General features: G+C 57.9%; 12 protein-coding genes. 8 read left to right on the top strand and 4 right to left on the bottom strand.

Annotation, left to right across the window (positions count from 1 at the left end; translation table 11 throughout):
• Positions 1 to 221: 221 nt before the first annotated feature.
• From eno to HY868_22505, 8 genes are all read left to right on the top strand, one after another.
• A complete protein-coding gene (eno, locus tag HY868_22540) occupies positions 222 to 1511 on the top strand; it encodes a phosphopyruvate hydratase (protein ID MBI5304929.1) in 1290 nt (429 codons plus the stop codon).
• Positions 1512 to 1628: 117 nt separating this feature from the next.
• On the top strand, positions 1629 to 2063 hold the full coding sequence (locus HY868_22535; protein ID MBI5304928.1) for a MaoC family dehydratase N-terminal domain-containing protein: 435 nt from the start codon (positions 1629 to 1631) through the stop codon (positions 2061 to 2063).
• A 71-nt stretch (positions 2064 to 2134) separates the two neighbouring features.
• Positions 2135 to 3136, top strand: coding sequence for a zinc-dependent alcohol dehydrogenase family protein (locus HY868_22530; protein MBI5304927.1), 1002 nt, complete (start codon positions 2135 to 2137; stop codon positions 3134 to 3136).
• A 21-nt stretch (positions 3137 to 3157) separates the two neighbouring features.
• A complete protein-coding gene (locus HY868_22525; protein ID MBI5304926.1) occupies positions 3158 to 3673 on the top strand; it encodes a DinB family protein in 516 nt (171 codons plus the stop codon).
• Between the two features lie 67 nt (positions 3674 to 3740).
• A complete protein-coding gene (locus tag HY868_22520; protein MBI5304925.1) occupies positions 3741 to 4532 on the top strand; it encodes an SDR family oxidoreductase in 792 nt (263 codons plus the stop codon).
• A gap of 169 nt (positions 4533 to 4701) precedes the next feature.
• Positions 4702 to 5961: a CBS domain-containing protein gene (locus HY868_22515; protein ID MBI5304924.1), complete on the top strand. Its 1260-nt coding sequence runs from the start codon at positions 4702 to 4704 to the stop codon at positions 5959 to 5961.
• Positions 5958 to 7205 carry an Nramp family divalent metal transporter gene (locus tag HY868_22510; GenBank protein ID MBI5304923.1) on the top strand — a complete coding sequence of 416 codons (1248 nt, stop codon included), beginning with the start codon at positions 5958 to 5960 and terminating at the stop codon, positions 7203 to 7205. The genes HY868_22515 and HY868_22510 overlap by 4 nt, the downstream gene beginning before the upstream one ends.
• Positions 7136 to 8194 (top strand): MBL fold metallo-hydrolase, encoded by a 1059-nt coding sequence (locus tag HY868_22505; GenBank protein ID MBI5304922.1) that lies wholly within the window; start codon positions 7136 to 7138, stop codon positions 8192 to 8194. The genes HY868_22510 and HY868_22505 overlap by 70 nt, the downstream gene beginning before the upstream one ends.
• A gap of 74 nt (positions 8195 to 8268) precedes the next feature.
• On the opposite strand, the gene HY868_22500 is transcribed toward HY868_22505, so the two are convergent.
• The 4 genes from HY868_22500 to HY868_22485 are packed head-to-tail and all read right to left on the bottom strand — an operon-like array spanning position 8269 to position 11775.
• Positions 8269 to 9390, bottom strand: a complete 1122-nt coding sequence (locus tag HY868_22500) for a hypothetical protein (GenBank protein MBI5304921.1) — start codon at positions 9388 to 9390, stop codon at positions 8269 to 8271.
• A gap of 18 nt (positions 9391 to 9408) precedes the next feature.
• Entirely contained in the window at positions 9409 to 9777 is a 369-nt protein-coding gene (gene acpS / locus HY868_22495) for a holo-ACP synthase (protein ID MBI5304920.1), read from the bottom strand.
• 21 nt (positions 9778 to 9798) lie between these two features.
• Entirely contained in the window at positions 9799 to 10458 is a 660-nt protein-coding gene (locus tag HY868_22490) for a hemolysin III family protein (GenBank protein ID MBI5304919.1), read from the bottom strand.
• A 9-nt stretch (positions 10459 to 10467) separates the two neighbouring features.
• Complete coding sequence (locus HY868_22485) at positions 10468 to 11775, bottom strand: UDP-glucose/GDP-mannose dehydrogenase family protein (GenBank protein MBI5304918.1); 1308 nt, start codon at positions 11773 to 11775, stop codon at positions 10468 to 10470.
• Positions 11776 to 11808: the final 33 nt, after the last annotated feature.

Here is an 11808-nt window from a genome sequence, read left to right as displayed (position 1 = left end):
GTAACTACTCAGCCAACCCACATTTACGCCGATGAAAAAACAAATTTATCCGCGAATAACGCGAATTGCGCGAATAAGAAGAAAAAATTAGCGAAGATTCGCGTAATTCGCGGATAAAGGAACGATGGCTGAGTAGTTACGGAATAGGTTTGTTACGCAAAATACTTCGAGACGCAGAATTGACTCTCGAAGAATTTGAAAATTTGTTATGAGGTAAAAAAATGGCTCTGATTGAAGAAATCGTCGCGCGAGAAATTTTGGATTCGCGCGGCAATCCCACGGTCGAAGTTGAAGTTTCACTCGAAGATGGCGCATTCGGACGCGCGGCGGTGCCGAGTGGCGCATCCACCGGCGCGCACGAAGCGCTCGAACTGCGCGACGGCGACAAGCAACGATTTGGCGGCAAAGGTGTTCTAAAAGCAGTCAACAACATCAACACCGTCATTGCCGACGAACTGGTCGGCTGGGACGCGCGCGAACAAGAGGCGCTTGACGCGGTGCTCCTCAGTCTCGACGGCACGCCGAACAAGGGCAACCTCGGCGCAAACGCGATTCTCGGCGTCAGTCTTGCAATCGCGCACGCGGCGGCGGATTCGCAACGCCTCCCGCTCTATCGTTATCTCGGCGGCGTGCACGCGCGCACCTTGCCCGTGCCGATGATGAACATTTTGAACGGCGGCACGCACACGAATTGGCAGTCCACTGATTTCCAGGAATTCATGATCGCGCCGACCGGCGCGCCAACGTTCGCCGAAGCATTGCGTTGGGGTTCCGAAATTTACCAGTCGCTCAAAAAAGTGTTGAAGGACAAAGGGTTGAGCACGAACGTCGGCGATGAGGGCGGCTTTGCGCCCGCGCTCAAATCGAACGCCGAAGCCATCGAAATGATTTTGCAAGCGATTGACAAAGCCGGCTACAAAGCGGGCGAGCAGGTGTTCCTCGCGCTCGATCCTGCCGCGACCGAATTGTTCGACGCGGAGCATGGCAAGTACAACTTGCGAAAAGAAGGCGCGGTGCTGACCGGTGCGGAGATGGTCACGTTCTGGGAATCCTGGGTCAACAAGTATCCGATCATCTCCATCGAGGATGGTCTCGCCGAGGACGATTGGGAAACCTGGGCGCAACTCAACACGCGCATCGGCGACAAGACCCAACTCGTCGGCGACGACCTGTTCGTGACAAACGTCGAACGTTTGCAAAAAGGAATCGCGTGGCGTGTTGCGAATTCAATTCTCATCAAACTGAATCAAATCGGCTCGCTTAGTGAAACGCTCAACGCGATTGAAATGGCGCATCGCGCCGGGTGGACGGCGATGGTGTCGCATCGCTCCGGCGAAACCGAAGACGTAACGATTGCCGACCTCGTCGTCGCGACGAATGCCGGGCAGATCAAGACCGGCGCGCCCGCGCGCAGCGAGCGCGTCGCCAAGTACAATCAACTGCTCCGCATCGAACAAGAACTGGGCGAAGCGGCAGTGTATGCTGGACGCAACGCGTTTAAGAAAATCTAGTTCCCTTAGTTCCCTGATTTCCTTCATTTCCCTTATTTCCATTGAAACCTGGGAAATGAGGGAAATCAGGGAAATCAAACAAAGGAGTTTGACGTGCCTGATTATCGTCCGCGCGGAATGTACTTTGAAGAATTCACCGAAGGTCTCGAAATCCTCACGCAAGGTCGCACGATTACCGAAGCCGACATTGTGAATTTCGCCGGCGTGTCCGGCGATTTCAACCCCATCCACACCGACGCCGAGTACGGCAAGACGACGATGTTCGGCGAACGCATCGCGCACGGTTTGCTCGGTTTGTCGGTGGCGAGCGGGCTGGGGATGCAACTCGGTTTTCTTGACGGCACGGTCATCGCGTTTATGGGCTTGGAATGGAAATTCAAAGCGCCGATCAAAATCGGCGACACGATCCACATGACCGCCCGGGTCAAGCAGACCAGAGCGATGGCGAAACTCGGCGGCGGCTTTGTGATTCTCGAAGCCAAGGTGCTCAATCACCGCAACGAAGTGACCCAGCAAGGCGAGTGGACGTTGCTGATGAAAAGTAAAGGATGAAGGATGGAGGCGGAAGGATGAACGGTTCTGTTTGCCCGGTTTTCATCCTTCATCCTTCCGCCTTTGATTCTATGAACGCGATGCTTTTACGCGCACCACGTGCGGTGAACGCGAACCCACTCGAATTCGCGCAAGTCGAAACGCCGACGCCGCGCGCGAATGAAATCCAGATCGCGGTGCGCGTGTGCGGCGTGTGTCACACCGATCTGCACACCGTCGAAGGTGAAATCCCAACTTACCAATTACCAATTATTCCTGGGCATCAGATCGTCGGTATCGTAAAACAACTTGGGCAAGATGTTACGCGATTCAAACTCGGCGACCGCGTGGGCGTACCGTGGCTCTACGCGACGGACGGTGTGTGCGAGTTTTGCGCGCGCGGCGAGGAGAACCTGTGCGAGGGCGCGCGGTTCACCGGCTTGCACGCGGATGGCGGGTACGCCGAGTTTTGTGTCGTCAACGAAAACTTTGCGTACAACATTCCGGCGGTGTTCACGGACGCGCAAGCCGCGCCTCTGCTCTGCGGCGGTGTCATCGGGTACCGCGCGTTGCGCGTGTGCGGAGTGAAGCCGGGCGAGCGAGTCGGCTTGTATGGATTTGGTTCGAGCGCGCACATCGTCATCCAAATCGCGCGGCGCTGGGATTGCGATGTGTACGTGTTCACGCGCAGCGACGAGCATCGTGCGCTCGCGCGCGCGCTGGGCGCAACCTGGGTCGGGCGCGCGGAAGACACACCGCCCAAGTTGTTAGATCGCGCTATCGTGTTCGCGCCGGTGGGCGAATTGATCGTTCAAGCATTGCGCGTATTGCGAAAAGGCGGTACGGTCGCGCACGCAGGCATTTACAGTTCGCCGATTCCGCAATTCGATTATGATTTGTTGTACCACGAGCGCACCGTGCGTAGTGTCGCCAACAGCACGCGGCGCGATGTGGAGGAATTGCTGAACATCGCGGCGGAAATTCCGGTTCGCACCGAGATTGAAACATTTCCTTTGCACGAAGCGAATCGCGTTCTGCAAATGTTGAAGGCGAGTCAGATTCGCGGCGCGGCGGTGTTGGAGATTGGAAGTTAGAAATTGGAAGTTGGAGGTTGGATGGACGTTGCGTACTTTCAATTTCTGTACGACTATAATTATTGGGCGAACGGACGCCTGTTGCGCGCGGCAGAAGGTATCAGCGACGCGCAGTTTATCGCGCCGACCGCGCACAGCCATGGCAGTTTACGCGGCACGCTCGCGCATACGATGATGGCGGAATGGATCTGGCTCTCGCGCTGGCAAGGTGTTTCGCCGACTGCTCTCATTCGCGAAGAGGAATTCCCGACGCTCGCCGCGCTCATCGCGCGTTGGCGCGATGAGGAAACCAAACTGCGCGCGTTTCTCAGCGGGCTGACCGACGCGGATTTAACGCGCGTGATTCATTACACCAACACGCGCGGGCAGGCGTTCGCGCGACCATTGTGGGAGATGCTCGCGCATGTCGTCAATCACGGCACGCAACATCGCGCTGAAGCATCCGCGATGCTCACCGCGCTCGGTCGTTCGCCGGGCGATTGGGATTTCATCTACTTTGCCGACGAACGCAGCGATTTCTCGCTTCGCTCGAAATGACAAAGCAACGATCAGAACCAAATCATAAATCATCAATCCAAAATCCAAAATTTCCACGGGAGGCGTAATGGCACAAGAACGATGGGCACTCATTCTCGGCGCATCGAGCGGGTTTGGCGCGGCATGTTCGCGCGCGCTTGCCGAAGCCGGGTTCAACATTTTCGGCGCGCACTTTGATCTCAAGACGACGCTACCGCGCGCGTTGCAGGTAAAAGCCGACATCGAAGCGAAAGGGCGCACGGCAATGTTCTTCAACAAGAACATCGCCGATGATCGCAATCGCGCCGAGATCATTGCAAAGATCAAAGAGTACTTTGCCAGCGTGGGCGGCGGTTCGATTGAATGCGTCCTGCATTCGGTCGCGTTCGGCAACCTGAAACCGTACATCGCCGACAAGCCGGACGACGCGGTGGATCGCAAAGCGATGGAGATGACGCTCGACGTGATGGCGAACTCGCTCGTCTACTGGACGCAAGACCTGGTGCGCGCGGGCTTGCTCGGCAAAGGATCGAAAGTTTTTTCGATGACGAGTTCCGGTTCGCATCGTGTAATTTCCGGCTACGGTCCGGTCTCGGCGGCAAAAGCCGCGCTCGAATCGCACACGCGCCAACTCGCGCTCGAACTTGCGCCGCGCGGCATCAGCGTGAACACGTTCCAAGCCGGCGTCACCGATACGCCCGCATTCCGCATGATTCCCGGACACGATCAAGTGAAACAGCACATCATGCGACTGCATCCCGACGGACGAATGACCCAACCCGAAGATGTCGCGCAAACACTCGTCGCGTTGATGGACCCGCGCATCCAATGGATGACCGGCACCGTCATCCGCGTAGACGGCGGCGAAGACAATATCTGATCCAGGCAACCTTCGCAAGGTTTTTTCGCCAAACCCGAAGGGTCACTCCGACCCTTCGGGTTTTTCTTTTGTTTCTACTTGACTCGCGTGCGCAACGGTGCTATAAGTTGCGCGAACATTCCGCGCGATGTGGTCGCGCGGTATTTCTGTTCTGAACGGCGGTGGCGCGATGGCATACCTGAGCGAACTCATCGGACGCGAGGTGCGCGATACGAAAGGCACGCTGATCGGCGTGCTCAACGATTTGCTCATCGGACCCGACAACGAGAACGAACCGTACCCGCGCGTCGTCGCGCTGGCGGTCAAACGCAACGGCGGCGAGCCGTCCTTGTTACCCTGGGAAGGCGCGGAAGACCTCGCGGGAAGTAAAATTATTCTGCAAAAACCTCCCTCCATGTCGTACACTCCGAAAGGCACCGAAGTTTACCTCAACCGCGACGTCCTCGACAAGCAAGTGATTGACACGAACGGCTTTCGCGTCGTGCGTGTCAATGATCTCGAACTCGCGCGCATCGGCAACGATTATCGCTTGGTCAATGTGGACGTGGGCGGACGCGGGCTTTTGCGCCGGCTCGGTTGGGAAGACCTTTCCGAACGCGTCGTCGGACTCGTTCGCCGCGAACTGCCCTCGCGCGCGATCGCGTGGACCGACCTGGGTTTCATTCCGCGCGGCGATCTCCAAGTGCGCGTGGCGCGCACCAAACTCAAAGAACTGCACGCGGCAGATATCGCGGAAATTTTGGAGGACATGCGTCCGCGCGACGCGGGCGCGGTGATGCGCGATCTGTCCGACGAAAAAGTCGCGGACGTGATGGAAGAACTCGAACCCGAGTTCCAAGCCGAGGTGCTCGAAACATTTACGAACGAACGCGCGGCGGACATTGTCGAAGAGATGGAGCCGGACGCGGCGGCGGACGTGTTGCAAGAGATGGAAGAGGATCGCCGCGAACAAGTGTTGAACTTGATGGAGCCGGACGAAAAAGCCGAGGTCAAGGAATTGCTCGCGCACCCCGAAAACACCGCCGGCGGTCTCATGACGACCAAGTACGTCACCGTGCCGCCCGGGATCACCGTCGCCCAGGCATTGCAACATTTGCGCGAGATCGCCGCGGCAAAGGAAGCCGAAACAATTTACTATGTCTATGTCGTAGACGTCGAAGAACATTTGCTGGGTGTTTTTTCGTTGAGCGATCTCGTGCTCACACCGCCGGAGCAACGCGTGGACGATATTATGCACCGCCGCCCCATTCGGATGCAACTCGATACCGCGCCGTCCGAAGTGCTCGAAGCGATGACGCGGTATAACTTGCTCGCGCTGCCAGTCGTGGACGCGGATAATCGCTTGCAGGGAATCGTCACGGCGGAAGACGCGCTTCAAATGATTCTGCCGAGCGAATGGAAAATCAAATTACCGCGGCTGTTCAAATGAAATTCTGGAAACGGATCCCCAACAAAAAGTTTTTGGCGTTCCTCGCGATCATGGGACCGGGCTTGGTCACTTCGACCGCCGACAACGACGCGGGCGGCATCGCAACGTACGCGACGGTCGGCGCGGCGTACGGCTATCAGATGCTCTGGATTCTCCTGCTCATCACGATCTCGCTCGCGGTTGTGCAGGAAATGATCGCGCGCATGGGCGTCGTCACGGGCAAGGGCTTGAGCGATTTGATTCGCGAAGAGTTCGGCGTCAAGACGACTGCATTTGCGATGCTAACACTACTCGTCGCGAATGTCGCGACGACGATCGCGGAATTCGCCGGCATCGCCGCGGCGAGCGAACTGCTCGGCATCCCCAAATGGATCGCGGTACTGCTGTCGGCGTTGTTCGTGTGGTTCATCGTCGTGCGCGGCAATTACAAACGCGCGGAAAAAATTTTCCTCGCGCTCTCGCTCGTGTTCATCGCGTACGTGTTTGCTGGATTTCTCGCCAAGCCAGACTGGGGGGATGTCGCGCGCGGATTGGTCACACCGACCATCGTGCCCGAAACGAAATTCTTCCTGCTCTTCATCGCGACCGTCGGCACGACAATTACACCGTGGATGCAATTTTACCTGCAAGGTTCGATTGTGGACAAGGGGCTTAAGGTCGAGGAATATGCGTACGCGCGCGCGGACGTATTGTTCGGCGCGTTGGTCACCGATTTCTTTTCGTTCTTTATGATCGTGGCAACCGGCGCGACGTTGTACGTCAGCGGCAATCGCGTGATTGATTCTGCCGCGCAAGCCGCCGCGGCGCTCGTGCCGATTGCTGGCGAACTTGCCGGCGAGATGTTCGCGCTCGGCTTACTCGGCGCGTCATTACTTGCCGCGAGCATCTTGCCGCTTTCGACCGCGTACGCGGTCTGCGAGGCGTTCGGCTGGGAGCGCGGCGTAAATCAAACCTGGGAAGATGCGCCGGTTTTCTACGGACTCTACACCGGCATGATCGTGATCGGCGCGGCGGTCGCGCTAATTCCCGATGTGCCGCTCATTACTTTGCTGCTCGCGTCGCAAACAGTCAATGGCATTCTGTTGCCGGTGATTTTGGTCTTGATGCTCCGACTTGCGAATATCAAACGTTTGATGGGCAAGTATGCCAACTCGCGTCTGGCGAATATTATCGGGTGGGGTACCGCCCTCATCGTCATCGCCGCGACGATTGTGTTGTTGGTCAGCACGGCGCTGGGATTCTAGAGGCACCCATTCTCGATTATCTTCACCCGCTCATTCTTCCTACGCCATACCCGGTCGGTCCGATCAACGTCTTTCTCGTCGAGGACGACGAACTCACGTTGATTGACACCGGACCAAAAGACGCGCCGACGATTATCGCGCTCCGCGAGCAACTTGCCGCGCATGGATTCGCGTTCAAAGATATTCGCCGCGTGATCGTCACGCACGCGCACGTGGATCACTTTGGACTCGCCGGGCAGATCGTCGCCGAGTCCGGCGCGCGCGTGTACGCGCACGCGCGCAATCGCTGGTGGCTTACCGATTCCGCGCGCGAGTGGGAACGGCGGTACGATTTTTACTGCGACACCTTCACACGGCACGGCGCGCCGCGCGAATTGGCGGAACGCGTCGCGACAGGCATGCGTCGCCTCGCGCAACACGCGGACACGATTCCCACCGAAGAATTCGTCGCGCTCGACGACGGCGACACGCTAACCCTGGGACGCGACACGTGGCGCGTCGTGTTCGCGCCGGGGCACGCCAGCGGCTTGATTTGTCTCTACGAATCCGCCTCGCGCACATTGCTATCGAGCGATCACATCTTGCGCGACATTACGTCGAATCCGGTGCTCGAACCGCCGGCACGCGGCGAGACGGAACGCCCGCGCGCGCTTGCTGATTATGTCGCTTCGATGCAAAAGGTCGCGCGGCTCGACGTGCGGATCGCGCTCCCTTCGCACGGTGAACCGGTGTACGATATTGGCGCGCTCGTCGCAGCGCGGCTCGCGTTCCATCGCGCGCGGCTCGATCACATCGAAGCGCAAATCGAGTGTTGCGCGCAGACTGGCTGGGAATTGTGTAACCTGCTCTTTCCCGATTTGAAATCGTTCGACATTTTCCTGGGTCTATCCGAAATCATCGGACATCTCGACATTCTCGAAAGCGCGGGGCGCATCCGGCGCGACGAGTCATCGGACGTGATTCATTACGCGCGAACTGGCGCACAATAAAAAAACGAGGTCGGATGATTCCGACCTCGTACAAAAAGATACCAGGTTTCTTCAAGAAACCTGGTATTTCTTTTTTAGTTGCACACCGAGAAATTGTAGTAGAGCGGCGCGCCTTTGACGGTCATGAACGGCACTGCGATTTCATTGTCGCCGGTATAGTACGGCACCGCCGTGTATTCACAACGACCTGGTCCGAAATTCGCGTGCGGCGGCGTCGTGATTTCCACTGACGCGCCGGCGGCAACATTCGTATCTTGCTTGAGCGATTCGCCGTACGAATTGCGGTACGCCCTATCGCCGGTGCATTGTTCCGGACATTGGAAAATGCGGACAAACCATTTCTTAAACGCCTGAGTTCCGCCGGTGTTGTTAAAGAACGTCGCTTTGAAACCAACTTGAATCTTGTCGGTGCCGCCGATGCTGATCTTGGCTGGATTGGTTTCCAACTTGGTGATGTAAACTCCCGGCGCGACCGCGGGCGTTGGCGAGGCGGCAACGCCGGCTTTCGTCGGCACGGCGGTCACTTTGGTGGCGGGTGTGCCGGCGGGACGACGCGTCGCCGTTGCAGTCGCCGCGAGCGTCGGCGTAATCGTCGGCGCGGCGATGATGGTCGGTGAAGGCAACAAGGTCGGCGCATCGGTCGGACGTACGGTCGGCACGACCACGAGAGCCGTGGGCGAAGTGACCGCCACACGTGTTGGCGTGCGTGCGCCCTGCGCGGCCGGATTGAATGCGCCGGTCGCCCACAACACACCAACCGCGAGCAAAATCACGACGACCGCGACGCCGGCAATAATGCCAATCAACACCGGCATCGGCAAGCCACCCTCGCGCCCAGCGGGCTTGGACGAAAAGAGGCGCGTCGGCGCAACACTCGCACGTCCTGGTTTTTTCTCGCCGTTTGCCGGGCTATTCATCCCAGCAGATGCCGTTTCGAGCGGCAACGGAGCCGCTTCGGCGGGTGGCGGCGGGGGGGGAATTGGCGCCGTCTCGGCGGGGGGCTTGGCTTTGTTCCATTTTTGACCGTCGTGCATATACCATTCACCGGTTTGCACGCCGATCTGCCACCATCTGCCCTGCGGGTCTTGCATTTTGAGTTTGCCGACTTGCGCTTCAAAATCGGCGTCGCTCAACTTGCCGGCGGCATGTTGGACTTTAAGATCTTTGTAAGTTCGTTCGGCTTCTTGGAATGTCATCTCGACTTTACCTCCGGATTATTGTGCAACAATCATTGCAATTGCGTGTTCACGCGTGTGAGACAAACTGACCGCAAAATGCTGAACTCCAAGCTCCGTCGCGCGTTGAGCCGCGCGCCCCGTCAATTCGACTGACGGCTGACCGCGTGCGCCGGATACGATTTCAATTTCGCGCCACGCGACGCCATCAGGATGTTGGATGCCGACGCCTAACGCTTTGCTCACTGCCTCTTTCGCGGCAAAGCGCGCCGCGAGTTGAGGTGGGCGTCCCGCGCAGTACGCCAACTCGCTCGCGGTGAATACGCGCGTAAGAAATCGCTCTCCATACCGCGCGATGGAATCTTGGATGCGATTTACTTCGATCAGATCAATCCCGGTCGTCAACATCAATTTCGTCCGATAAACGATTTACGCGGCAAGCGGAATCACATAGAACAATACGGCAAAGAAATGTAGAACGCTACCCGCGAGCACAAACAGGTGCCAGACCGCGTGGTGATAGCGCAAACGTCGCCACACATAGAAAACACAACCCAGCGTGTAAACTAATCCCCCGGCAAACAGCAACACCAATCCACCCAACGAGACTGATTCGACCAGCGGCTGAATTCCCACGACTGCCAACCACCCCATCGCCACGTACAAACCAACCGTCAAGAACGCTTTCTGGCGCATCAAACAACTTTGCGCGACGATCCCGCCAATCGCCAGCGTCCACACCGCGACCAGCAACGACCAGCCCCAGGGTCCGCGCAGGTTGACCAACGCGAACGGTGTGTACGTGCCGGCGATCAGCAAAAAAATCGCGGAATGATCAATCACGCGCAAAACGGCTTTGGCGCGCGGCAGCGGAATGCTGTGATACAAGGTAGACGCCGTGTACAAAACGATCTGCATCGCGCCGTAAATACTGCACCCGACAATGTGCCACACACTTCCAAACACGCTCGCAAACGCGGTCAGGATCGCCAAGCCGGCGATGGAGAGGACGATGCCTAATCCGTGCGTAATGCTGTTGGCGATTTCCTCGCCCACCGAATAGTACGGCAGAATAGTTCGCGAATTCATGTGCCCGCTCTATGCCTCGTAGCCGCGCCCGATGCCGCGATACTCGAATCCCAACGCGCGCATATGCGCCGGCTCGTAAATGTTGCGACCATCAATGAATACGGGACGTTTCATCGAAGCGACGACGCGTTGCCAATCCATTTGCTTGAACTCGTTCCAATGCGTCACCAACACCAACGCTTCGGCACTTTCCGCCGCGGCGTACGCGTCCTCGCAGAACGTCACATTCTTGAGCACGCATTTCGCGTTCGGCATCGCGACCGGATCGTAGGCGCGTACGTTCGCGCCTTCGTTCTGCAGGTAATGGATAATGTCGAGCGCGGGCGCTTCGCGCACATCGTCCGTGTTCGGCTTGAACGCTAGCCCCCACACGGTGATCGTCTTGCCGCGCAACGCGCCGAGTTGTTCGCGCAGTTTCGCGAGCACCTGCCGGCGCATATCGCGATTGATGTCCATCACCGAACGCAACAACTGCGGGTGACATCCGTTGACCTCTGCCATCCAGGTGAGCGCCTTGACGTCTTTGGGAAAGCATGAACCACCGTAACCCACGCCGGCGTCGAGAAACGCGCGCCCGATGCGCCGATCCATCCCCATGCCCGCCGCCACTTCTTTTACATCCGCACCCATTTTTTCGCAAATCGTCGCGATCTCGTTGATGAACGAAATGCGCGTCGCGAGGAACGCGTTCGAGGCGTACTTGATCATTTCGGCGGTGCGCAGATCGGTCGTCATGATCGTGCAACGCAACGGCAAATAGAGTTGCGCGACCTTGTCCACCGCTTCGCGATTCGTGCCGCCGAGCACCACACGGTCAGGTTGTTGGAAATCGTGGACCGCCGTGCCTTCCGCCAGAAATTCCGGATTGGAAACAATATCGAAATCCACGCCCGGTGTTTTGCCGCGTTCCTGCAAAATCTCCGCGACGGCATCGCCGGTGCCAACGGGCACGGTGCTCTTGTTGATGAGGATCGCGTAATTCGCCAACACGTCGGCGATGCTCTCCGCCGCCATGCGGACGTACTGCAAGTCGGCTTCGCCGTCCGGACTGGGTGGGGTGTTGACCGCGACGAAAATAAAATCCGCGCCGAGAATCGCTTCGGGGTAACTTGTGGTAAAGCGCAAACGCTTTGCTGCGACATTGCGCGCGACGACTTCTTCCAGACCTGGCTCGTAGATTGGCATCTCGCCGCGTTGGAGCTTGGCGATTTTTTCTTCGGCAATATCGAGACAGATGACTTGATTGCCCAGGTCGGCAAAACACGCGCCAGTCACCAAGCCGACATAGCCCGTACCGATAACGCAGATTCGACGCATTCCCACCTTTCTCTGCCAAACATTCGGCGCTAT

It is taken from the genome of Chloroflexota bacterium (genome assembly GCA_016219275.1).
In the GTDB taxonomy this organism is placed as follows: Bacteria; Chloroflexota; Anaerolineae; order UBA4142; family UBA4142; genus JACRBM01.
Note: the sequence above shows the minus strand (reverse complement) of the source record. Positions and strands in the feature narration are given on the sequence as shown.